Genomic DNA, 24197 nt, shown 5'->3' on the forward strand with positions numbered 1-24197 from the left:
AGTCCTATCGTGGGCGTTGTTTATTGAGCCAAGGGCGTGGTGGCTGCGGTGGCTTGTCGGGCGCGGCGCCTCGCGAGCAGGGTGTGAACCAGCGCGAAGACCACCGGCACGAACAGCAGCGTTGAAACGGTGCCGATGCCGAGACCACCGATCACGGCCCGGCCCAGCGGTGCGTTCTGTTCGCCACCGTCGCCGAGACCGAGCGCCATCGGCATCATGCCGATCAGCATGGCAAGCGCGGTCATCAGGACAGGACGGAAGCGGCTGAAGCCGGCCTCAAGTGCGGCGACGAGCGGATCGGTGCCTTGCTGCAGCAACTCTCGGGCGGTGTTGATCACGAGAATGCTGTTCGCCGTAGCGATGCCGATGCAGAGAATCGTGCCAGTCAAGGCCGGTACGCTGAGCGTGGTGTGCGTCGTGAACAGCATCCACGAGATACCGGCCAGCGAGCCGGGCAGGCCGCTCACGATGATGAGCGGATCGAGCCACGACTGGAAGTTCACCACCATCAGCAGATAAACGAGCGCGATTGCGCAGACGAGGCCGGTTTCGAGGCCGCCGAACGATTCATTCATCGATTGAACCTGGCCGCGGATCACGATCGACGAACCAGCCGGCAACTCTGCGCGCGCCGCATCGACGAGATGCGACACGTCCGTTGCAACGCCGCCCAGATCGCGCCCTTGCGTGGACGCGAAAATGTCGAGCACCGGCTGGACGTTGTAGTGAGAGACGACGGCTTGCTGCGTGCTGCGCGACATCGTGCCGAGCGTGCCGAGCAGATTCTGGGCGCCCGTGATGAGGCCGAAGGTCGTGATTGGAATGTTGGCGAGCGTTTGCAGCGAGTGAATGTCGTACTGCGGCACTTCGGCCATTAGCGGATAGCTCACGCCATTCTTCGGATCCAGCCAGAAGTTCGGTGTGGTTTGCGAACTGCCGGACAGCGCGATCAGCAGGTTCTGCGCGACGTCGCGTTGCGTGAGGCCGGCCTGAATGATCTTCGTGCGATCCACGTCCACGTCGATGGCGGGCTCGTCGCCCGGTTGCTGGATGCGGGCATCGACGAGACCGCGCACGCCGCGCAGTTTTGCCAGCAGGCGATCCGCCACGACGCGATTTTCCGCGAGCTTGTTGCCGACGATCTGGATATCGATCGGCGCGGGCAGGCCAAAGTTGAGAATCTGGCTGACGATATCGGCCGGCAGGAACGAAAATGTCACGCCGGGAAACGACGCGTTCAGCACGTTGCGCAGCTTCGCCACATAGTCCGCGGTCGAGCCGGCGCCAGGCTTGAGCGTCAGCATGATGTCGGCATCTTCCGGGCCTACCGGATCGGAAGAGTCGTAGGTCAGGTTGATACCGCTGACGGGCACGCCGATATTGTCGAGCACAGCCGCCTGATCCTGTCTGGGAATTACGCTGCTGATTTTCGCTTCGACTTCGTCGGTGATGCGTGCTGTCTGTTCGATTCGGGTTCCGGTGGGCGCGCGCAGATGCAGACGGATTTCGCCGGTGTCGACGGCGGGGAAGAAGTCGCGCCCCGCGAACGGAATCAGCGCGAGCGAACTGAAACACAGCACAAGGAAGATCGGAATGAAGCGGCCACGATGAGCAATCGCGCCTTGCAGAACGTTGCGATAGCCACCGCGGAATGCCTCGAAGCGGTGTTCGAAACGCGCCTGAAACCGGACCAGCGCGCCGAACCGTCCTTGCGCGGCCGTGCCGGTTTTCGAAGGCGCGCGCATCAGATACATCGCGAGCGTCGGAATCAATGTGCGCGAGAAGAAATACGACGCGCACATGGCGAACACCACGGCTTGCGCGAGCGGCACAAACAGATAGCGCGCCACACCCGAGAGCAGAAACATCGGGACGAACACGATGCAGATCGACAGCGTGGACACGAAGGTCGGCGCGGCAATCTCGCCCGAGCCGTTCAGAATCGCATCGTGTAAGGGCTCGGCGTTTTCCAGATGATGCGTGATGTTCTCGATCGCGACGGTGGCGTCGTCGACCAGAATTCCAACCGCGAGGGCGAGTCCACCTAGCGTCATGATGTTGATGGTCTCGCCAAGAGCTGACAGCGCGATTAGCGATGTCAGCACGGCGAGCGGTATTGAAACGGCGATGATCAGCGTGGCGCGCCAACTGCCCAGAAACAGCAGGATCATGACGGCAGTCAGGCAGGCCGCGATCAGCGCTTCACGCACCACGCCCGTGATCGCCGACTTCACGAATAGCGACTGATCCGAAAGCGGCGTGATGACCAGTGCCTTCGGCAAACCTGCGGCGATCTTCGGCAGCATGTCCTTGACCTGCTGGATGATCGTGAGCGTCGAGGCGCTGCCGGTTTTTTCCACTTGCAGCAACGCCGCGCGCTTGCCGTCGCTTCGCACGATATTGGTTTGCGGCGCATAGCCGTCGATCACGTGCGCCACGTCACGCACGTATACCACCGCGCCGTTAATCGTCTTGATCGGCAGATTGTTCAGCGCGGCGACCGTGTCGGTGCTGCCGTTCATTTGCACGTTGTATTCGCGGGTGCCGATCTTCGCGGTGCCACCAGGCAAGATGAGGTTCTGCGCATTCACGGCGTTGACCACGTCAGCCGGCGCGAGGCCTTTTGCCTGTAAGGCCTGCGGATTGAGCTCGACCATGATCTGGCGGATCTTGCCGCCGAACGGCAGCGGCACGGCCGCGCCTTGCACGGTGGCAAGCTGGGTTCGGATGAAGCTGTTACCGAGGTCGTACAGCGTCTGTTCGGGAAGCGTATTGCTCGACAGGCCGAGCTGAAGTACCGGTACCGTGGAGGCGTTGTAGGTGATGATATTCGGCGGCAGCGTGCCTGGCGGCAGCACGCGCAGAATCGACGCAGAGTTCGAGGCGGCTTCGGCAATGGCGCGGTTGATGTCGGCGCCGGGGTGAAAAAATACCTTCACCACCGACACGCCGTTGAGCGATTGCGATTCGATATGTTCGATATCGTCGACATCGGTGGTCAGCGCGCGTTCGTAGTTCGATGTGATCCGATGCGCCATGTCTTCAGCGGAAAAGCCGTTGTACGACCAGACAATGCTAACCACCGGGATGTTGATATTCGGAAAGATGTCCGTCGGAGTGCGGATGATCGCCAGCGGACCGAGGATGAATAGCAGCACGGCCAGCACGATGAACGTATACGGTCGTTGCAAGGCAAGTCTGACGATCCACATAACGGATTCCTGATGGACGGATTCCTGATGACGGAAGCCTGATGAGTTCGCGCAGATGTTGCACGGGGAACGGATGTTGTTATCGAGTGATCTGGAGCGGTCACTGGTTATGGCTGGAGATTAGCGTTTTTCGAACTGCGACTATTCGCTGCGAGGCACTGTCTTTGCGAATTCGCACGACAGCTGTACGCAAACGATGCGGCGGTGAAAGAAATCAGAGCGTCAACGGTGAGACCGAAGGCGAGCGGTCGGTATTGCCGTGCGAATACGACAATTACGGGCGATCAGAAAGATCGCGCTCGCCAGCTATCGCCAATACTGCTCTGACGTTCGGCACACCGGCAAACACCGGTCAATCACCTCCAAAGGAGCAAAAGCAATGGCATATTTCACTACCAGAGACGGCACGAAAATCTATTACAAGGATTGGGGTACAGGCCAGGCGATTACGTTCTCCCACGGCTGGCCGCTCGATGCGGACGCGTGGGACGCGCAGATGATGTTCCTCGCGCAACGCGGCTATCGCGTGATTGCGCATGACCGTCGCGGTCACGGCCGTTCGTCGCAGCCGTGGGACGGCAACGAAATGGACACCTATGCAGACGATCTCGCCGAACTGATCGAAGCGCTCGACCTGAAGAACATCGTGATGGTCGGTCACTCGACCGGTGGTGGTGAAGTCGTGCGCTATATCGGGCGCCACGGTACGAAGCGTGTCGCGAAGGCCGTGCTGATCGCGGCCGTGCCGCCGATCATGCTGAAGACGCAAGCGAATCCAGGCGGACTTCCAATGTCGGTTTTCGACGGTATCCGCGAGGGCGTGCAGAATAACCGCTCGCAGTTCTTCCAGGATCTGGCCGTTCCGTTCTATGGCTTCAACCGTCCTGATGCGAAGGTCTCGCAAGGCACGATCGACTCATTCTGGAACATTGGCATGATGGGTTCGATCAAGGGTCTGTACGACTGCGTCAAGGCCTTCTCGGAAACCGACTTCACCGAAGACTTGAAGAAGGTGACGGTGCCGTCACTCGTGCTGCAAGGTGACGCCGATCAGATCGTGCCGCTCGACGATTCCGGCAAGCTGTCGTCGGAGATCATGCCGAACGCGAAACTGAAGATCTATGAAGGTGCGCCTCACGGTATGTGTACGACGCACGCAGACCGCGTGAATGCGGACCTGCTGGAGTTCATCAAGTCGTGATGGAGCACGCCGACGACGCCGCTGAGGCGCTCGTCGGTGCTTTGGCGTGTCTTGAAACGGGCTCGCGAACCGGCGGCAATGCCGTGGCCCACGCGTGCGCAGGCGCGTTTCGCTAAGTGCATCCACTGATCCGGCGGGCTGTTTCTCTAATGCTTCAAGGGACCGCGCGGCGCTCATGCAAAACTCTTCGAGCATGCGGGCATCGAGTGACGCGTCCACCAGGTGCGACGCCAGTTCTACCCCAAATCGCAGGTCGCCTTGGTCGGAAAGCGCCCAGTTGAAAGCGGTACGCGCGTCGTCGACTATTTGTTGAAGATCCGGCGAGTTTGCGGCATCGTTATGCACGCGTTGCCTTTCGCCAGCATGTTGGTGTCGGTCACACCGGGTGGAGGCACATCAAGCGGGTCGACCCGAAACACGGTCTCGGCCATGATGCGTCGCGGTTCACGGCTTGCGACGATCACGTGCAGCGTATCGTTGTCGGCTACGAGCGCATCGACAATTTGCGCGACCGCGCCGACATCATGCTCCGCGTTATCAAGCGATGGCGATCTCCGACAGCGATCAATCGGAGTTGCGCAACTGATCGCGCGCTCGCTTCGCTGCGGCGATCCACGGTGAACGCGAGTGCTTGCGCGAGGTGGCCGAACACAGCGTCTTTGCGGCACTGCAGCGCTGAAGAACCGGTGACGGATTGGCCGTTGCGCTCGTAGGTGGTGTTCATGATGAACGCGCGCGAGAACTTTACCAGCACAAAGTCGAACGCGCCGTGCAGATCGGCACGGTAGTCTTCTTCGAAATTGCGAATGTGGACCGAGTACTGTTCGAAGTCATGCAGCGCCAACCGGCTTCCGATGGCCGGCACTCAGGGATACGCCGACCAGAAAGCCGCGATCCGACGCGGGCATGGCCCCTGCGCTGGCCTTCTCATGGAGCCGGCATTTGCGATGAAACGTGAAGTCGCCTGGCTGTAACTCAAGGTCTTTGTTCAACTGATTCGAAAGACATCCGGGCAAATCTCTCTGACGGATTGCCGGTGCGATGGAAGTTCCTGTCTGGTTGAACATGTTCCGTCACCTCTGTTCTGGCGGTTTTACACAGACAGACTTTATCAAGTCTGAAGTAACGCGTAAGTGTGTTCGGTCCGGTCTGCGACTGCCAGATTTGTAATCCGCAAATCAAGTTCCTGTTTGAGCGACACAAACAGGAATTCGACGAAGGTTTTTATCTTGGCGTCGACGAATTGACGCGACGGATAAACGACAAAAACGTTAGTGGTTTGAAGGGGAAATTCCGGAAAAAGCTGAACCAGTTTGCCTTCCTTGAGTTCGTCCACGACCGAATAAGTCGGCACGGCGCCCACCCCGGCATCCGCCAGCAGGGCAACGCGCAGCGCCTGCATGTTGTTTACGACGAACTGTCCGGCCGCCGCCGACCCGGTTGCGGCCTGCCCGGCGAGCTCGGATGACCACTCGGAAGACGGATCGAATGACGAACTGGTGTGCATGAGCGTGTGATTCGGCAGGTCGTTCACGCTGCGGACCGGATGCCGGGCGAGATAGTCGGGCGACGCGACCAGAATGCGTTCGCAACGACCGAGGAGCCGGCTTACATTGCGGGAGTCGGGTAACGACGACGCGGACACGATTGACACGTCGAATTCGTCTTCAATGAGATTCGCCATGCGGGGCAGCAGTTTCAGATCGACCGAGACGGCCGGAAAAGCTCGCCGGTATTCGACGATGGTCGACGTCAACTGTTTCAGCCCGATGTCAGGGACGGCGTGTACGCGCAACCGGCCGCGCGGGAGCCTGTGCGCGTCGCTGGCTTCGGCGTCGGCGTCGTCAATGTCGGCGAGGATCTTCTTGCAGCGCTGGTAGTAGCGCTCGCCGCACTCGGTGAGCGAGACGCTACGGGTCGTTCGCTGTAGTAACCGCGTGTGAAGATGTTCTTCGAGCGACACGACCGCGCGCGAGATATTGCCCGCGCTGCATTCCATGTGTTTGGCAACTGCACTGAAGTTGCCGGTTTCCGCGACCCGCGAAAACACGCGCATGCTGAAAATTCTGTCCATAGCCGCTGTGACCTCTCTATCCGCTTACATCCGAGAACACGTCTTGCCTGATGTGTGAACAATACGATCTGTGGCGAGGTCGCGCCATCCTACATTCGGGTGGCGCGTTCATCACAGCATTCACGCATCTAATCCGCTCGTATAGGGACATTCAGCAGTTGGGAGGGGATCGTCTGAAAAGGCGCCGCGTGGTGGCCCAGCCGGCGAGTGCGTGCAGGCCGTCGACGCAGGCCAGCGTCTGCGCGATGATTCTGGCCTGCGTGTCGAACGCCTGCCCGCCACGGCAATGGCCGGCGATTTGTGTTAGATCTTCAGCAGTTTGGCCGCGTTGCCGCCAAGAATCAGATTATTTTGCTCCGGGGGGAGTTCAAGACGCTCCAGAAACGTGACCGGCTGCTCATAGCCCATATCGAAGCAATAGTCGCTGCCGAGCACCAGCCGATCGACGCCGATGTTCTGGATCAGGAAGTCCAGTACCGGCCCCGAATGTGAAACCGTGTCGTAGTTGAAACGGCGCAGGTAGCTGCTGGGTTTCTGCGCCAGCCGTCGCGTTTCAGGACGCACGGTCCAGCCTGCGTCGATGCGGCCCATCAGGATCGGCAGCGCGCCACCGGCGTGCGGCAACGTGATGTTCAACGTGGGATGCCGGTCCATCACGCCGCCGAGGATCAGATGCGACCCGGCAATGGCGGTGTCGAAAGGATTGCCCAGCAGGTTGCTCAGGTAGTAGTCGCCCAGACGCGAACCGCCCACTGTCTGCTGTGGATGCAGGAACACCGGCAAATCCAGTTGTTCGATGCGCGCAAAGACCGGTTCGAACAGCGGGTCGTCGAGATCCCGGTTATTGATGTTGGTTCCCATATAAACGCCGCGCACGCCCGGCAACTCGGACGCACGTTCGAGTTCGTCGATGGCGTCGTGCGCGTTCAGCATCGGCAGCGTTGCCAGCACCACGAAGCGGCTTGGATGCTGCTGATGTACCGCCGATGCCGCGGCATTCCACGTTGTTGCGAGTTTCGCGTTGAAGGCGCGGTCGGCCCAATAGGCCATCGGGACGCTCAACGACAGCGCTTGCATGTCGACCCCGGACGCATCCATATCCGCGAGCCGTTCGTCGATACGGATGAACTTGAGCGGCAGCGGCCCGAGGCCGCCCGCCGGCGTCTGGAAGCTGAAACTGGTGGCGTCGCAGGTGAATTTGCCGCCGAACTTCGCGCCCTCGTTACCCACCAGTTCGCAGTAGCTTTCGGGGTAGTAGTGCGCGTGAATGTCGATTGAGCGGCCCTTGCCCTGGGTGGATGCGATACTGGCGGCGCCCACGGCTTGCGGCGTGGCGGCGCCGGGCGACACACCCGAGGCGAGGCCGCCGGCGAGTGCCGCCATCGTGCCGAGTAAGCGGCGGCGCTTCGGTGAAATGCAGCAACTGCAATCCATGAGTCAGTCTCCGTTATTGATTTTGAGTGTCGGGTATCAGCCGTGCTTCGCCATGCCGAGTTCGCTGTCGATGAGCTGGTTGCCATACAGCGCCCGTTCGCGTGCGCCGCGCGCCGAGGTGTCGGTCACCGAGAAGAACACCACGCCGGAAAAAGCGACGATCATCGAGAAGAGCGCCGGGTATTCGTACGGATAGATCGCATGCGCATGGCCGAGTACCCGCACCCAGACGGTTGGGCTAAGAATCGTCAGTGTCACGGCCGAGATCAGCCCGAGCGAGCCCCCGACTACCGCGCCGCGTGTGGTCAGACCACGCCAGTAGATCGACAGCAGCAGCACCGGGAAATTCGAGCTGGCCGCAATCGAGAAAGTCAGGCTCACGATGAACGCGATGTTCTGCCTCTCGAAGGCGATGCCCAGCAGAATCGCGAGTACGCCGAGTACGAGCGTGGTGATCCGCGAAACCTTCATCTCGTCGCGATCCGAAGCGGTGCCGCGGCGAATCACGTTCGCGTACAGATCATGCGAGACCGCGGAAGAGCCGGCAAGCGTCAGACCCGCAACCACCGCGAGAATCGTCGAGAACGCCACCGCGCAGATGAAGCCGAGAAACACGTTGCCGCCCACGGCATGCGCCAGATGGATCGCCACCATATTCACGCCGCCGATCACAGCGCCGGATGCTGTGTGATATTGCGGATCGGTCGCCACCAGTGCAATCGTGCCGAAGCCGATGATGATGATCAGCGCATAGCCGATGCCCACGATCCCGGTCGCATACAGAATACTTTTGCGGGCCGCTTTGGCATCCCCCACCGTGAAGAAGCGCATCAGTATGTGCGGCAGTCCGGCCGTGCCGAAGATCAATGCCAGACCGAGCGATACCGCGGAAACCGGATCGGACACGAGGCCGCCAGGACTCATGATCGCCGCATGTTTCGGATGCGCGAGGATTGCGTGCGAGAAGAGGGTGTTCGTGCTGAAGCCGAATCGCTGGAGCACCATGAACGCCATGAAGGCGGCGCCCGCCAGCAACAGTGCTGCCTTGATGATCTGGATCCATGTGGTGGCCAGCATGCCGCCGAAGAACACGTACACCACCATCAACACGCCGACCATCACGACTGCGATCGTGTAGTTGAAACCGAATAGCAGCTCGACGAGCTTGCCGGCGCCGACCATCTGCGAGACGAGATAGAGCAGCACGATGACGATTGAGCTCGAAGCGGCGAACGCGCGAATCGGGCGCTGTTGCAAGCGGTATGACACCACATCAGCCAGCGTATAGCGGCCGAGATTGCGCAGTGGCTCCGCAATCAGAAAGAGAATGATCGGCCAGCTCGCGAGGAAGCCGATCGAATAGATCAGGCCGTCATAGCCGCTCGTGAAGACCAGCGCCGAAATGCCTAGTAAAGACGCGGCCGACATATAGTCGCCAGCGATCGCCCAGCCGTTCTGGAAGGCTGTGATCTTGCCGCCCGCCGCGTAATGGTCGGACACGCTGTTGTTCTTTCTCGCGGCCCAGCGTGTGATAAACAAGGTCGACGTGACGAACAGGAGGAACATGCCGATCGCGATCGGATTGTGCGCGCTCGAGGGCGCGGCGGTTTCGGCGGCAGCGGCAGGCAGGGCGCTTAAAGCGCCGACAACACCGGAAGCGCCCGACAACATCGCGTTGAGCAGCGGGCCGCGCGAGAAAAAAATCCGTATCATTGCCGTGCTCCTTGCCGAATTTCGTTCACGGCGTGGTCATGGATGGTGTTGGCGCGCGCAACGTACACCGCGACCAGCGCGAACGTAAAGACGAACATGCCGAAGCCGACTGGAATACCCCACGTCGCGGGGTACCCTTCGGCGATTGGCCGGCCGAGGAGCGCCGGCGCGAAGGCGAGTGTGAGGATGAAGGCGAAATACACGGCCAGCATCAGGATCGTGAGGACCCACGAGAAGGTGCGGCGCTTGCGCACGAGCGCGTGAAAGCGCGGATCGTCGAGCAGCGGATTCGCCGCGGGCGGCGGCGGGTCGGTGACGGCGTGCTGCGCGCTCATCGAGTAGGTTGGGGCGCCATGTTCCACTTTGTCTCCTTTCGAAACGGCTTCTTTTCGGTGCTGCAACGGCTGATTGGGCGCGCTGCGATTGCAACGGACATTAAAAACGTGCGGGCACGGCAGTCTCGCGCATCACGGCATCGGGCGTGCGATAGCGCTCGGCCATTTCACGGTCGGTTTCGTTTTTCAACTGTGCCTGCATGTAGGCACCGAGGTGGCGTGCGTGCTGAACGATCGCCGCACCGACCTGGGTGCGCTCCCGGCTGTAGTCGGCGAGTGCATCCTGAACGCCGTTGTGGGCTGCCAGCGCTTTGACGAGCGCCATGGCGTCGCTTGCCGCCTTCGTCACGCCCATGCCGCAATGCGGACGCGCGACGAATGCCGCGTCGCCCAGCAAGGCGATCCGGCCGAACGCCATCTGCGGGACTTCGAGATCGAAGATGGGCTGAAACAGCGGCTGCGTCGCCTTCGTCACGACTTCGCCGAATTGCGGGGCGAGCAGCGTGAGCGCCGCGTCTTCCATGTCGGCGAGCACTTCGCGGCGGATCAGGGTCGGCGGAATTCCGCCTTCCCAGCGCTTGCCGGATTGGTCGGTCAACAGGCACGGCAATTGAACGTCTTCGCTGGTCGCGCGATACCAGACGAAGTTGTAGCGACGCTCACCCGGCGTTGTGCTGTTGCCCTGGCCGGCAACGGGATAGCCGAGAATCTGCTCGCGCGGCGGCAGGCAGAACGCAAACTTTTCGAACAGCGCCGCGTGCGTTTCGCGCGAGAGCGCGGCTTCGTCGACGAGGCCGCGCCAGGCGACATAACCGGCATATTGAAGCTTGACATCAGGCAGGAACTGCGCACGGATCGACGATTTGAAACCGTCCGCCGCGATCACGAGATCGGCGTGCAGCACCGTGCCGTCGCCGAGCGTCACCATCGCCTTATTGGGACCGTCCTGCACCAAAGCGACTGTGCCGCCGGCATGGTAATGAACGTTGGGCAGCGCGGCGCGCAGGACGTGGTACATCTTGCCCCACGCGGTGAGTGTCTGCGGCAAATCGCGCTCGGATAGCACCGCGCCGTTTTGAGCGAAGGTGACGCGCGATTGCACCTTGACACCGAGGGAGTCGTCGTAGTCAATACCGGCCGCCGCAAGTGCGTCGAATAGTTCGGGATGCGTGACGATGCCGGCACCACGCCCGGCCAGTTCATCCGGAACACGTTCGAACACGTCGACGTCCCAGCCGTTGCGGACCAGCAGATTGGCTGCGAACAGGCCGCCCAGCGAGCCGCCCACGATGATCGCCCTGCGGCGTGCGGAAATTGGGCTCATAGTCATTTTCCTGCGCTGATAGCGTTGTGTGCGACGGCCGGAGTTGCTTCGGCCAGACCGCTGACTTCTTCAGCGGGGAAATTCAGTTCGATGGTGACGCCGGACGGGTCTTCAATGAATACCTGATGCAGGCCGAGGCTCGGCACCGTGCGATCACGCCAGGCGATACCTTCCGCCTTCAGCGTCTGCCACATTTCTTCGACCCCCGTGGCGAGAAACGCGATGTGGTCGACCGTGCCGGTTCCGCTTGTGGGCAGAGCCTTGTCGCCGAGATACGCGGTGAGCCCAGCGGGATTGTGCGGATCGATGGCGATGATATGGACCGTGCCGAAGTCGGCTTCATCGCCGCCTTTGTAGAGCCAAACGCCCGGAAAATCGAAGGGCGGCCGGTAGCCCGGCTTCAAACCAAGGATCCGCTCGTAAAAGCGGCAGGATTGCTCGAGATCGGCGGTGCGAATCGAGTAGTGGGCAAGTTTTGAAACGGGCATCTTCGACTCCTGCTATATTATTTATCGATCGATTAGTGATCGGTAGATAAATTGTAGGTGAGTGAGCAGGTAGGAGAAAGTGGCGTATCGCAGGTGTTTACCCTGAACTGCGCGGGACGTGGAGAGTGATGCGATGTCGATGAAACAAGCGGCCGGTGGGGTTGACCGCCTTGCCAGGAGCCTTTGTGCGGGGCTGGGTCAGGCTTTGGACGCGGATTTAGAGGCGACTTTGGCACCGGCTTTCGCGCGGGCGGATTCTTTGGACGCATGCTCGAGCGCCGCGGGCACACCATTGAGGAATGCGTCGACCTGGCGCGCGATGTGATCGTCGATATCGTCCGTCACCGGCAGGCCGTAGATCCACTTCCGCACGCCGAGATAGAAGATGCTGGCGTGCAGACTCCAGATCAGTTCAAGGTCGATCTCACGCTGCCTCGCGCCTGCTGGCGCCGGCAGGTCGTAAGCCGAGCGGATTTCCGCCATGACGGGCAAAAACACGCGTTCGCGCAGCCGGGCCAGATATTTGGAGTTGATGCCTTCGCGCGTCAAACCGGCGAAGATGAAAATCCGGATCCACTCACGCCTCAAGATCACCACGGAGTACGACGAGTAAAACTTGACCATGCGCTCCTGGATCGGCACGGAGCGATCCTTGATCAGGTTTTCCCAACTGCTGTCCCATTCGTAGACTTCTTCGTATACGCGATCGATCAATGCTTCCTTGCTGGGAAAGTAGCGGTAAAGGAGCGGCTGCGTCACGCCGAGCTGGCGCGCGAGTTCGCGCGTGCTGCCGGAGAATCCATGCGTGGCGAAATGGTCGACGGCTTTGAGCACGATCTGGCGCTCGCGTACTTCGGGGGCAAGACGGCGCGTGACGGACTTTTCGCTGTCATGCGCCTTGATCTTCAACGCGGCGTCGACCGTTGGAACTTTTCTTGGCATGGCTGGTTCGCTACCCTGTATGTTGGGACGCATCATACAAACATTTACCCTTGTCTGGCTAGGCGCGGCCAAACCGCCCGCAGCGCGCCATCGAAGTATTCGGGTCGTTCGGGCAGTGTGCGCTTAATGTAAAAATGTTGAACAACAGGATCAGTTTTTTCCGCGCGCGTTGAATCCCTCTTGCTCCAGGCTTCGGGGACGCAACGCTGAGCAGTTATTCTGCGGTTCTTCCACGTCTGTTTGGTTGTTTAGTCGCTGCGTTCTGGATAACTCGCATGATTCGTATTGGCCCGCTTCAGGTAAACATCGACCGTCGGGAGGTCTCACTCGATGGCGAGCGTGTGCGCCTGGGCAGCCGGGCATTCGACATGCTCGCCGTGCTGATTGCCGCGAACGGCGGGCTGGTGTCGAAGAAGGACATGCTCAGGCAGGTCTGGCCGAATGCGGTCGTCGGGGACAATAATCTGCAAGTGCATATGTCCGCATTGCGCAAGATGCTGGGCGAAAACCGCGGACTGATACAGACAGTGTCCGGACGAGGTTACCGACTGGTGCCGAGCGCGGCGGCGGATGCCGCAGGCGAGTCCGGCTACGGCAACGAACTCGAAGACCTCACGCAACGCCGAAGCGTTCGCAACAATCTGCCGGCCCATTTTTCCGCGCTGATCGGACGCGACAAGGCGATCGACGACATCTCTATGGCGCTCGACTCGGCGCGGCAGGTGACACTCCTCGGCGCAGGCGGAATCGGCAAGACCCGCCTTGCGGTGGAAGTCGCGCGTGGGTTGCTGCCGCGCTATCCTGATGGCGTTTATCTGGTGTCGCTCGCCTCCACCTGCGACGCGAGCAGTGTCCTTGCGGCGTTCGCGGCTAGCATTGGCGTCAATCCGGCCATGGGTCCGCTCACGCTCGCGCGTGCCCGCCAGGAAGTCAGCGAGCGGCGCGTGCTGTTCGTGCTCGACAATTGCGAGCAGGTGCTCGGACCCGCGGCGGAGCTCGCCGAAACGCTCCTCGGCGTCGGCTCCGCGGTCGGCGTGCTAGCGACCAGCCGTGAGCCGCTACGCGTCGCCAACGAGCATCGCTACTGGGTCGCTTCGCTGCAGGTGCCCGGGCAGCACGATCAAAGCCACGATGTCCTGCAATGCAGCGCTGTCGAGTTGTTCCTGTCGCGCGCCCGTGCGATCGACGCGCGCTTTTCGTTCGATGAAAGAAGCATCCAGCTGGCCGGCATGGTGTGCCGACGCCTCGACGGCATTCCGCTCGCGATCGAACTCGCGGCGGCGCGCGCGGCGATCCTTGGTATCAAAACGCTGGCGGGTCATCTGGACGATCGCTTCAACATGCTGACGGGGGGCAACCGCACGGCGTTGCCGCGGCATCAAACCTTGAAGGCCACGCTCGACTGGAGCCACGCGATGCTCGACGACACCGAGCGCACCACGCTACGCCGGCTCGGCATTTTCGTCAGCAGCTTCACAATGGACGCGGCGATTGCCGTTGCCGGCGATGGCGCGTTGCGTGAGCTCGACGTGATCTCGGCCATATCGGGGCTGGTGGAAAAATCGCTGGTGGCGACTCGCGTGGAGCGCGGCAGCACCACCTATCGGCTGCTGGAAACCACGCGTGCCTACGCGATGCAAAAGCTCGAGGACGAAGGCGAGCGGCGCTTCGTCACGCTCAATCACGCGCGCTACTTCCTGAGCTTACTGGAGGGCGATGCGCTGTGCGGCGCCGAGCCCTTCAAAGCGTTATCCGACGGCTGGCATTACCGGATGCGCGAGCTACTCGACGACTTGCGCGCGGCGCTGAGTTGGGCCCTATCGTCGAAGGGTGATGAAGCGCTCGGCGAAACGCTGGCCGTGAAGGTCGTGTTTCTTCTTTATGAGCTGTCGCTCGTCGACGAGTGCTGCGCGTGGGCGCGGCGCGCGCTCGATATCATGGCGAGTACCCACCGGGACTCAGGCTCGACCCGCCATCTGCGCGTGCGCACGCAATTGCAGGTCGCACTCGCCTCGGCGCTCGTCTATGTCAACGGGCCCAATCGGGAAACGCTCGGCCTCTGGTCGGAGATTCTGGTGTCGGCGATCGCGCTGGGAGATCACGCGTTCGAAGCCTGCGCGTTGTGGGGCATGTGGAACGCGAGTCAATCGTCCGGGGCGGCGCGCAATGCGCTCGCGTTCGCACGCCGCTTCGCGTTGCTTGCCTCCGAGCGGGGCGATGCGAGCGGCGCTATCGTGGCCTGCCAGCTGCTGGGGATCGCGTCGCATTACACCGGCGATCAGGCGCGGGCGCGTGCGTCGCTCGAACAACTGCTGCAACACAGCGAAGATTTGCAGCATGGGCTGCCGCTCGGGCAGTCGGTCGATCAGCGCATCGTCGGTAACGCAACCCTTGCACGCGTGCTCTGGCTCCAGGGCTTGCGCGACCAGGCGCTCAAGCTCGCGGAAGACAGCCTGATCGCCGCGTGCGATCAGCAGCAGGCCATTGTCACGTGTTATGTGCTGGTGCAGGCGATGGTGCCGCTTATGCTGCTGTCGGGCAAACGGGCGCGCGCGGCCCAGGCGATCGCGTTACTGCAGGACGTGTCCGCCCGCGCCGGTTTGAGCGTGTCGCAAGCGTGCGCCCGTTGTTTCGACGAATATCTGCACTCGCTCGAAGACGTCGGGCCGCTGCGGCTGAGCGCTTTTCGTACGGCGCTGGACGATCTGGAGTCGCTTGAATTCGCCGCGCCTCGCGCCATGGTCGTCGGACAGTATGGCCTCGCTCTCGGTCTCGCGGGCAGGCGGGAAGAGGGCATCGCCACCGTCGTGCGCGCGCTGGCGCAGTGCGACGAAACCGGCGATCACTGGTATGCGGCGGAACTCCGGCGCATCCATGGCGAACTGCTGTGCAGGCAGGCGCAGTCAGGTACGCCGCAGTCGGAAATGGTCGCGCGAGATGCAGAGGCCTGTTTCGTGGCGGCGTTGGAGGAATCGTTGGGACAAGGCTGCCGGTCACTACAGTTGCGTGCCGCGACAAGTCTCGGTCGGCTCTTGTACGCCCAGGGCCGAAGCGCGGAGGCTGCACGGCTCCTGCATTCCGCCTGCACGAGAGTCACTGAGGGTCTTGACTGGGACGACTACCAGGCCGCCACCCGTCTGCTGCAGATCACGGCTCAAGCGTGCGGGCAGAACGTCACGGCAGCGGCGATCATTCGATCCGCCGCCGAACCCGCGTCCGGCCATGTCGCGCAAGCGCTGTCAGGCAAAGGCAGCGAACGCGGCTAGGTGGGCTTACCCGTGCAACATTCACTGTCGCGCGACTTTGTCGATCAGAACGGGGCGGTCCAGCTGGTCGACCCACCAGTGCAACGCTTCGCCGGTCTCATCGCCGCGCCATGCGGGATAGAAATGCGTGACGTCGCGCATACCGAGTACTTCCTGTGGCACCAGTTCACCTTTGCTCAACGGTCCGCTGACCAGACATTCGGGAATCGTGCCGGCAGCGAGTCCCCGGACTGGCGGCGAACTTCGCTTCGAGCGTGGGGACTGTCATGACTTTCGCAACGGCGGCGCGCCAACCGTGCGTTCAACGACCCGCCCCGTACGTCATTAAGTTGTTTTCAGGTGTATTTCAGGACATTTTGCCTTGCACTGGGCTAGCTTTAGATGATTGGCAGAGAAGAGCAGCGCCACGCCGCTCTCCCGCGACAGTTTCTTTCGGGCTGCGCGGGTGCAGCCCCGATTTTTCCGCGCCCGGTCAATCTTCATCTACAGTGAAAAGGAGTCAAGCATGGCCAGCAATACCATTGCCGATTACCTCGCAGGAACGCTCGCCGCAGCGGGTGTCGAACGGATCTGGGGTGTGACGGGCGACAGCCTGAACGGGCTCGCGTACAGCCTGAACCAGATCGGCTCGATCCGCTGGATGCACACCCGTCACGAAGAAGCGGCCGCCTTCGCGGCCGGCGCGGACGCGGCGACGAGCGGGAGACTCGCCGTATGCGCCGGTAGTTGCGGTCCGGGCAACCTGCATCTGATCAACGGTCTCTTCGATTGCCATCGCAATCATCAGCCGGTGCTGGCTATCGCCGCGCACATTCCGTCGACCGAAATCGGACTGGGGTACTTTCAGGAAACGCATCCGCAGGAGCTCTTCAAGGAGTGTAGCCACTACGTCGAGGTGGTGTCTTCCGCTGAGCAGTTTCCGCGCGTGCTGGCGCGCGCGATGCGCACGGCAATCGAGGAGCGGGGCGTTGCCGTGATCGTGTTGCCTGGCGACGTGGCCTTGAGCGAAGGGCCTAAGGAAGCGCCTTCCTGGACGGAAAGCGCGCCACCGAGAATCCTGCCCGCCGAAGCGGATCTCGATCGTCTGGCGGCGCAGCTGAACGCGTCCGATGCGGTCACGATCATGTGCGGCAGCGGCACGCAAGGCGCGCACGATGAGGTGGTCGCGCTCGCCGACATGCTTGGCGCGCCGGTAGTCCACGCGTTGCGGGGCAAGCAGTTCGTCGAGTACGACAATCCGTACGACGTGGGTATGACGGGACTGATCGGTTTCAGTTCGGGCTATCACGCGATGATGTCGTGCGACACGCTGCTGCTGCTCGGCTGCGATTTTCCCTATCGGCCGTTCTATCCGGCAGACGCGAAGATCATCCAGATCGACTGGAAAGGCTCGCAACTCGGCCACCGTGCGCCACTCTCGCTCGGGCTCGTCGGTACGGTGAAGGAAACCATCACGGCAACGCTGCCCAAGCTGCAGCGCAAAGCGGACCGTGGTTTCATCGACAACGCCCGCAAGCACTATGTGTCGGCTCGCAAAGGTCTGGACGATCTCGCCACGCCGTCCGGTCCGGGGCGCCCGATCCACCCACAGTATCTGGCGAAGATGATCGACGAAGCCGCGAGCGACGACGCGATCTTTACCGCCGATGTCGGCACCCCAACCGTCTGGGCTGCACGTTATCTGACCATGAACGGCAAGCGCCAACTGCACGGCTCGTTCAATCACGGCTCAATGGCCAACGCGATGCCGCAGGCGCTCGGCGCACAAGGCGCGCATCCGGGACGGCAGGTCGTGTCGCTGTCGGGCGACGGCGGCCTGTCGATGCTGCTCGGCGATCTGCTCACCGCGCGGCAACTCGACTTGCCGATCAAAGTCGTGGTTTTCAACAACAGCCTGCTTGGCTTCGTCTCGATGGAGTTGAAAGCGGGCGGTTACCTCGATACCAACGTCGACCTCGCTAAAACCGACTTCGCGGCAATCGCGAAGGGGGCGGGCATTTTCAGCATTCGTGTCGAAGAGTCGGAGGACGTCGCGGCCGCGCTGAAACAGGCGTTCGACCATCCGGGCCCGGCGCTCGTGGACGTCGTCACGTCGAAGCACGAACTCTCCATGCCGCCGACAATCGAACTCGCCCAGGCGAAGGGCTTTAGCCTCTACATGATGCGTGCGATCCTCAACGGACGCGGCGACGAGATCGTCGAACTGGCGCGCACGAATTTGCGCTAGCCGCACGAGGAAGGTGGTCAAGTATAACGGCGCCCGGGATCCCGGGCGCCGCTTCAACTGGCATTTGTTCACTTCTCGCGCATCTGCCACGTTTTGCGCAGTTCGCCACGCGCCATATGAACCGTATGCATTTCATCCAGCCTATGTGAAAAAACGTGCGATTTCGCAAATGCGCCGGTCGCGCCTGTCACAGACTACGCCCTATCAACACAGCGGCGTTCGCATGGCTCGATGCCCTGCGGCCCGAGCCACAATTGAAACTTGAGCGATTGACGAGAGCCTTATGGACCTGCAGCCGGATGCCAGCAGCACGGACCTGCCTCGATGGCGGGAGGAGCTGAAGACCTACTGGAAGGACGACGGTCCGCGCTTCCTGCATATCGCCAAGGTTGCTATTGCGATGACGATGGCGATGGGCATCTGCATGCGCCTCGAACTGCGCACGCCCGGCACCGCGATGGTGTCGTGCGTCATCGTGATGATGCATCAGCAAAGCGGCATGGTGATCGCGCGTGGTTTCTATCGCGGCCTGGGCATGGTGTGCGGCAGCTTCGCGGGCCTCCTGCTCATTGCGTTCTTTCCGCAGCAGCCGCTGCTGTTCCTCACCGTGCTGGCCGCATGGATCGGTGTGTGTGTATTCGGTGCTTCGTACTACCGCAATTTCCAGTCGTACGGCTTTGTGCTGACCGGATACGGCACCGCGATCACGGCGGTTCCGGCCTGGTCCAATCCCTATGGTGTGTTCGACAACGTCGTGTTCACCGTCAGCGAAGTGGTGATCGGCGTGGCCTGCGCCAGCGTGATCAGCGCGGTGGTGTTTCCGCGTTCGGTTGTGCCCGAACTGTACGCATCGAGCCGCAGGAATTTCACGGACCTCCTGAGCGCGATGCACACCCTGCTCGACCGCGCGTCGACGGCTGCCGGATTCGACAAGTTTCTCGCGCTGATCCGCGAGCGCGCCGGGGTGGAAAGTCTGCGCAGCGGCGCAGTATTCGAGGATCCCTCGGTCCGTCTGCATAACCATATTTATCTCGACCTCGACCGCAGCTTTCTCGACACCGTCGCGTGGATTCATGCGCTGCATCAGTTGCGGGTGCGGGTCGTCGCCGAAGCCGATCCGCGCGCGCTCGCGGCTGTCGAGGAGCTAATCGGCGGCCTGCTTGCGATCGTGCCGAACGAGGCGCAGCCGGAGCTGATCACGCTGGAACAGGTCGAGACCTTGTTGGGCCGACTCGACGCTTTCGAGCAGGCCTTGCCCGCCTGTCTGGGCCGGCTGCTGCAGTCGCTCGTGGACTTGTCGCCGCATCAGCGCCAGTTCGTGGCGACCACGGGCTCGGCGTTGTTCTTTTCGATCGACGATCTGCGCGTGATGTGCAGAAGTTATGTCGACGTGCGCAGGGTCGGACCGCTACCGTGGTCGCAGTCGGTGATTCAGGCGATCGGCCGCATCGGCAGAACCCGCGCCACGGCGAACCGCACGGCGGCGATGATTGCCGGCGCGCGTGCGGCCGTGGCTGTACTCGTGGTCGGCGCGGCCTGGATTGCGTCAGGGTGGGTCGGCGGCGCGACCGCTATCGTCGCGGTGGCGATCACGAGTGCGCTGTTCGCGCTCGCGCCCAATCCCACGGTCGCGAGCTGGCAGATATTCGCGGTTGCCTGGGCGGCTGGCTTACCGGCTTCGCGTTCAACTTCTTTGTGCTGCCGCGGGTCGATACCTTCGCGTTGCTGGCCACGTCGCTGTCGATTGTCGTGATGGTGGGCAGCTATCTGAATGCGTTTGCGAAGACGGCCATACTCGGCCTCGGCTTCAGCCTCTACTTCTGTTTCATCGTCGCCATAACCAACCCGACCGTCTACAACCCGAGCGCTTACCTCGATACCGGCTTTGCGTTGCTGTGCGGAATCGCGGTGGCTGCGGTAGCGTTTTCGGTTCTTATGCCGCGCGCAGGCGACTGGATCTCCGCGCAGTACATGAAGCAGATTCGCGGTTTGATTGCACACGGCGCTCGGGAGGGCGATCTCGACGATCTGCTTTACACGTTCGAACTGAGCCTGCGCGATTTCATCCTGATGATCGCGTCGGCACCGGTCGATGCGCGCGTGGACCGCGATCATCTGATCGGCTGGGCGTTCGCGGCGCTGGAGATCGGCCGCTCGATGATCCAGGTGCGCCTCGACACCGAACGGCTCGGCAACGCCTTGCCGACCGGCTGGGCCGCGGAACAGGATGCCTGGCTAGCCGCGCTTGCCGAAGTCTTCGAAGCTGTCACGCCGCAGGCCGCCGAAGGCGCGTTGATGGCGACACGACGGGCGCTGGACAGGCTGCCGCTCGGACCGAACATCGCCGTCGACGCAGAGACGCTGACGCGTTATCGGATGCGTGCCCTGCTGCATTTCACCGAGTTGACGCTGCGCGACGACACTTTTGCCTTGTGGCAAACCAGACAGGTGCAGGCATGAAACCGCCCCGCATGGCTTTGCGTTTGCGCTTAAGCCCAGCCTGCCGGCCGATAGCGGCCGCGCTCGCCGGTACGTTGCTGCTGAGCGCCTGTATCACGAGCGGGGGCATCCACACGCAGGAGTCGATGGTCGATCTCGCGACGCTCGATCCCGGGGCCGCGCTGCGCGCGACGCAAGCCGACGCAAAGTGGCCGACGGACGACTGGTGGCGGCAATGGAGCGACCCGCAGCTCGACAAGCTGGTGCAGGACGCCACTGACGGCAACCCAGGCTTGCGCGCGGTCGAGGCGCGGATCGAGGCGGCACGTTTTCAGGCGCAGATTGCCGGCGCGGACGAGTTCCCGCAACTCAATGCGAGCGGCAGTTTCGAGCGCAGGCGTTACGCGCGCTACAACACCCCGGCGCCTCCGGGAGGCACGACGGTATGGAGCAACAGTATCCAGGCGGACCTGTCCTATGATCTCGATCTGTGGGGCAAATCGCGCGCGATTCGCGAAGGCGCGCTGGATAATTTGCATGCGACGGCCGCGGACGCGCGCTTTGCGGAAGTCGAATTGCAGACCGCCATGGTGCGCACCTACGTCCAGCTGGCGCTCCAATATTCTCTGCTCGACGTCTATAACGCGGTGCAGCACGAACAGCAGCGCACCCTCGACATCGCAACACGCCGCTGGCATGCGGGCGTCGGTAGCGGTCTCGAGGTTAGCCAGGCGCAGACCCAGCTCGCGATAAGCACGACGCGGGTGCAGCAGGCGCAGCAACAGCTTGCGCTTTCGCGCATCGCAATCGCCGGGCTGGCGGGCAAGGGCCCCGGCTACGGCGATTCGCTGCGTCGCCCGAGCCTCGCGCTTAGCGTGCCGGTGGCCTTGCCGGCCTCGCTGCCGGCTGAACTGATCGGCCATCGTGCGGATGTGGTTGCGAACCGCTGGCGCGTGCTTGAAGCCGATGAGGGCATCGCTGCGGCACACGCGGATTTCTATCCGGACATCAACCTGCTGGCCACCGCGTCGCTAGGGTCGGCTGCCACCTTCGGCGGCTTCTTCAACTTCATCAATAGCGACGGCGTGGGCCACGGCGTCGGCGCGGCGATTTCACTGCCGATCCTGGACGGCGGTCGGCGGCGCGGCAACTACGGTGTGGCTGTGACATCCCGCGATGCCGCAGTGGATCAGTACAACCAGAGCGTCGTGAATGCGATGCGGGCCGTCGCGGAACAGGTCGTTTCGCTGCGTGCGCTCGACCAGCAGCAGGCATCGGTTGAAAACACACTCAATTCGGCGCGCAAATCGTTCCAGCTCGCCGACACCGGTTATCGCAGCGGCATTACCGAATTTCTCAACGTGCTGGCGGCGCAGAACGAAGAGTTGCACCAGGAGGAAAGCCTTGCGTCGATCCAGGCGAGACGGCTTGATGCATGGGCGCTCCTGATGAAGGAGCTGGGCGGCGGTTTCGCGGCGACGCAGTCTGACCGTGTTCTGGAAGGAGTGGCTAATGCCGGGCCAAATTGACCTGTTTTCGCTGCTCGTACCCGGCCTGCTGCCGATCCTCGCAGGCTGTGTGCTGCTGTTCGTTCTCCTCGATCTGGTATTGGCGAGGCTCGGCTTCTATCGCTATACGTGGCATCCGAGCCTGTTCCGGGTCGCCTTGTTTGCGGCACTGTTCAGCGGCGCGTCGCTGCTGCTGTGGCAATGATGAACGCTGAACGATACCCGCTCCCATGAACCCCCTGACAGCTCACGCCCGATTACCAAGATGAAAACCCAATCCATCCTGCGCGCAGTTTTTACGCTCACGCTTCTGGTGGTGGCGATCGCGCTGGTCCGCATGCTGTGGCTCGACTACATGTTCTCGCCCTGGACGCGTGACGGCCGGGTCCGCGCGGAGGTCGTCCAGGTCTCCACCGACGTGTCCGGGCTGGTCAGCGAAGTGCATGTGAAGGACAACCAGCAGGTGCACAAAGGCGACATCCTGTTCGTCCTCGATCCGGCTCGCTTTCATTTTGCGGTCGCGCAAGCCGACGCGGATCTTCAGCGAGCCCAGGCACAGATGGCGCAGGCGAAAGCGCGTATGGCGGCCAGCGAATCCGGTTTCGCGATGAAGCGGGCCCAGGCGGCGCGGCGTGCCACCCTGGCCGGCGATGTGATCTCGGATGAGACCCGGCTGGATTCGGCTTCGCTCGCCAAACAATCCGCGGCGGACTATGCCGCCGACGTCGCCGCCTATAGCGCGGCGGAAGCCGCGGTCAAGGCCGCCGTGGTGGAGCAGCAGACGGCGGAGTTGAACCTGGCGCGCAGCGTGGTGCACGCGCCGTCTGACGGTTTCATCACCAATCTGAATCTGTATCCCGGCGATTTCGTGACCGCCGGCACGGCGCGTATGGCGCTGATCGACTCGCGCTCGTTCTGGGTCTACGGCTATTTCGAAGAGACGAAGCTGCCGCAGGTGCAAGTCGGCGATCATGCGGTGGTACGGCTGATGTCTGGCGGCAAGGAAATTCAGGGACACGTCGACAGCGTGGCGAGCGGCATTGCCGATCGCGACAATCCGACCAGCGGTGGCGATCTGCTGGCGGACGTCAATCCGATTTTCACCTGGGTGCGGCTCGCCCAACGCGTGCCGGTGCGGATCCACCTCGATCAGATTCCCGCAGGCGTCAAGCTCGCGATGGGCATGACCTGTACGGTCACGCTGCGGCCGCACGCCGGCCATTGAGCGTGCCTCGGAAGGGTCGCGGAGCAGGGCCTCGGCGCGCTCATGGCGCGGCATCTTTCAGCCCGTGGATGCATGCCGCCGTGCGAATTTAAAAACGCCGAGCGAGCAACGGGCTCAAAGTGGCGTTGAGCGCGACATAGGCAGGCAGCATCCTGGATGCCCTCACCGTGTTGTGATTTATCGCTTTTAACCAACGCATCTCGTGGAGAAATCATCATGAAGTCAAAGTGGGCACTCGCATTTCTGGCCGCATCGACATTCGGCGCGGTATGCCAGCAGGCAAATGCACAGGTTGCGGGCGCGCAGCCCATTGGCATCAGCGTGGAGCAGGCGCAACTCGTCGTGGAAGGCTGGAGCGTCAAGAAGAGCCTGCTGGGTAAGACCATTTACAACGACAGCGGCGAGAAAGTCGGGGTGCTGCACGACATCATCATTGCGCCGGATAACGCAGTTTCGTTCGCAATCGTGGCGGCTCACCAGTTCCTCGGCGTGTCCGAGCACGACGTAGCGATTCCGATGGCGCAACTCGACTATGTGAACGACAAACTTGTCTGGGCCGGCGCTACGCGCGACGTGGTCAAGGCGATTCCGGCGTTTCACTATTCGAAGGTGCGCACGGTTCCTGTCGCCCGCAAGGATTACGGTCACCACTGATCGACACGCCTGTGTGACGGCCACGGGCGGCTGTCGCACAGGCGGCGGGGTGCCTTCCGGCTCCCGGGGCCGGGCTCCGGACAACCTCCTTACATTCCCGCCAACCCGCGTGGGATGGGCTTCCCGGGACGAAAATGCAGGCTCGGCGCCGCATC

At 62.1% G+C, this 24197-nt stretch carries 18 protein-coding genes and 2 pseudogenes; 8 read left to right on the top strand and 12 right to left on the bottom strand.

Annotated elements, in window-relative coordinates; genetic code table 11:
* Positions 1-20: 20 nt before the first annotated feature.
* Entirely contained in the window at positions 21-3212 is a 3192-nt protein-coding gene (locus F4827_RS32020) for an efflux RND transporter permease subunit (RefSeq protein WP_183732394.1), read from the bottom strand.
* A 379-nt stretch (positions 3213-3591) separates the two neighbouring features.
* On the opposite strand from F4827_RS32020, the gene F4827_RS32025 reads away from it, so the two are divergent.
* The gene (locus F4827_RS32025; protein ID WP_183732391.1) at positions 3592-4413 is read left to right on the top strand and encodes an alpha/beta fold hydrolase; all 822 of its coding nucleotides are present in this window, start codon (positions 3592-3594) and stop codon (positions 4411-4413) included.
* 302 nt (positions 4414-4715) lie between these two features.
* Here the strand turns inward: F4827_RS32025 and F4827_RS35675 are convergent, their stop codons facing one another.
* From F4827_RS35675 to F4827_RS32070, 10 genes are all read right to left on the bottom strand, one after another.
* The gene (locus F4827_RS35675; protein WP_260175521.1) at positions 4716-4844 is read right to left on the bottom strand and encodes a hypothetical protein; all 129 of its coding nucleotides are present in this window, start codon (positions 4842-4844) and stop codon (positions 4716-4718) included.
* A 53-nt stretch (positions 4845-4897) separates the two neighbouring features.
* Complete coding sequence (locus tag F4827_RS32030) at positions 4898-5137, bottom strand: hypothetical protein (RefSeq protein WP_221303899.1); 240 nt, start codon at positions 5135-5137, stop codon at positions 4898-4900.
* Between the two features lie 106 nt (positions 5138-5243).
* Positions 5244-5480: a hypothetical protein gene (locus tag F4827_RS32035; protein WP_183732385.1), complete on the bottom strand. Its 237-nt coding sequence runs from the start codon at positions 5478-5480 to the stop codon at positions 5244-5246.
* A 44-nt stretch (positions 5481-5524) separates the two neighbouring features.
* Positions 5525-6487 (bottom strand): LysR family transcriptional regulator, encoded by a 963-nt coding sequence (locus F4827_RS32040; RefSeq protein ID WP_183732382.1) that lies wholly within the window; start codon positions 6485-6487, stop codon positions 5525-5527.
* Between the two features lie 303 nt (positions 6488-6790).
* A complete protein-coding gene (locus F4827_RS32045; RefSeq protein ID WP_183732380.1) occupies positions 6791-7921 on the bottom strand; it encodes an amidohydrolase family protein in 1131 nt (376 codons plus the stop codon).
* Positions 7922-7957: 36 nt separating this feature from the next.
* Positions 7958-9592: a cation/acetate symporter ActP gene (gene actP, locus F4827_RS32050; RefSeq protein WP_183732442.1), complete on the bottom strand. Its 1635-nt coding sequence runs from the start codon at positions 9590-9592 to the stop codon at positions 7958-7960.
* A gap of 38 nt (positions 9593-9630) precedes the next feature.
* Positions 9631-9996, bottom strand: a complete 366-nt coding sequence (locus tag F4827_RS32055; RefSeq protein ID WP_409258883.1) for a DUF485 domain-containing protein — start codon at positions 9994-9996, stop codon at positions 9631-9633.
* Between the two features lie 73 nt (positions 9997-10069).
* Positions 10070-11293 carry an FAD binding domain-containing protein gene (locus F4827_RS32060; protein WP_183732377.1) on the bottom strand — a complete coding sequence of 408 codons (1224 nt, stop codon included), beginning with the start codon at positions 11291-11293 and terminating at the stop codon, positions 10070-10072.
* Positions 11294-11295: 2 nt separating this feature from the next.
* Positions 11296-11781: a VOC family protein gene (locus F4827_RS32065; RefSeq protein WP_183732374.1), complete on the bottom strand. Its 486-nt coding sequence runs from the start codon at positions 11779-11781 to the stop codon at positions 11296-11298.
* A 198-nt stretch (positions 11782-11979) separates the two neighbouring features.
* The gene (locus F4827_RS32070; protein ID WP_183732436.1) at positions 11980-12723 is read right to left on the bottom strand and encodes a TetR/AcrR family transcriptional regulator; all 744 of its coding nucleotides are present in this window, start codon (positions 12721-12723) and stop codon (positions 11980-11982) included.
* A 275-nt stretch (positions 12724-12998) separates the two neighbouring features.
* Here F4827_RS32070 and F4827_RS32075 point away from each other — a divergent pair, with 275 nt between their 5' ends.
* The gene (locus F4827_RS32075) at positions 12999-15989 is read left to right on the top strand and encodes a winged helix-turn-helix domain-containing protein (RefSeq protein WP_183732371.1); all 2991 of its coding nucleotides are present in this window, start codon (positions 12999-13001) and stop codon (positions 15987-15989) included.
* A 21-nt stretch (positions 15990-16010) separates the two neighbouring features.
* Here the strand turns inward: F4827_RS32075 and F4827_RS32080 are convergent.
* Positions 16011-16263: pseudogene (locus F4827_RS32080) on the bottom strand (LysR family transcriptional regulator); the annotation flags it as partial.
* 231 nt (positions 16264-16494) lie between these two features.
* On the opposite strand from F4827_RS32080, the gene poxB reads away from it, so the two are divergent.
* From poxB to F4827_RS32110, 6 genes and pseudogenes are all read left to right on the top strand, one after another.
* Positions 16495-18216 carry a ubiquinone-dependent pyruvate dehydrogenase gene (gene poxB, locus F4827_RS32085; protein WP_183732368.1) on the top strand — a complete coding sequence of 574 codons (1722 nt, stop codon included), beginning with the start codon at positions 16495-16497 and terminating at the stop codon, positions 18214-18216.
* A 424-nt stretch (positions 18217-18640) separates the two neighbouring features.
* Positions 18641-20676, top strand: a pseudogene (locus F4827_RS32090) (FUSC family protein).
* Complete coding sequence (locus F4827_RS32095; protein ID WP_183732365.1) at positions 20673-22184, top strand: efflux transporter outer membrane subunit; 1512 nt, start codon at positions 20673-20675, stop codon at positions 22182-22184. Before F4827_RS32090 ends, F4827_RS32095 begins: the two are co-directional and overlap by 4 nt.
* Positions 22168-22368, top strand: coding sequence for a DUF1656 domain-containing protein (locus F4827_RS32100; RefSeq protein ID WP_183732361.1), 201 nt, complete (start codon positions 22168-22170; stop codon positions 22366-22368). The genes F4827_RS32095 and F4827_RS32100 overlap by 17 nt, the downstream gene beginning before the upstream one ends.
* A 60-nt stretch (positions 22369-22428) precedes the next feature.
* On the top strand, positions 22429-23388 hold the full coding sequence (locus F4827_RS32105; RefSeq protein WP_183732357.1) for an HlyD family secretion protein: 960 nt from the start codon (positions 22429-22431) through the stop codon (positions 23386-23388).
* Positions 23389-23604: 216 nt separating this feature from the next.
* Positions 23605-24042 (top strand): PRC-barrel domain-containing protein, encoded by a 438-nt coding sequence (locus F4827_RS32110; protein WP_183732354.1) that lies wholly within the window; start codon positions 23605-23607, stop codon positions 24040-24042.
* Positions 24043-24197: the final 155 nt, after the last annotated feature.

Origin of the sequence: Paraburkholderia bannensis (genome assembly GCF_014200455.1) — a bacterium.
Taxonomy (GTDB): Bacteria; Pseudomonadota; Gammaproteobacteria; order Burkholderiales; family Burkholderiaceae; genus Paraburkholderia; species Paraburkholderia bannensis_A.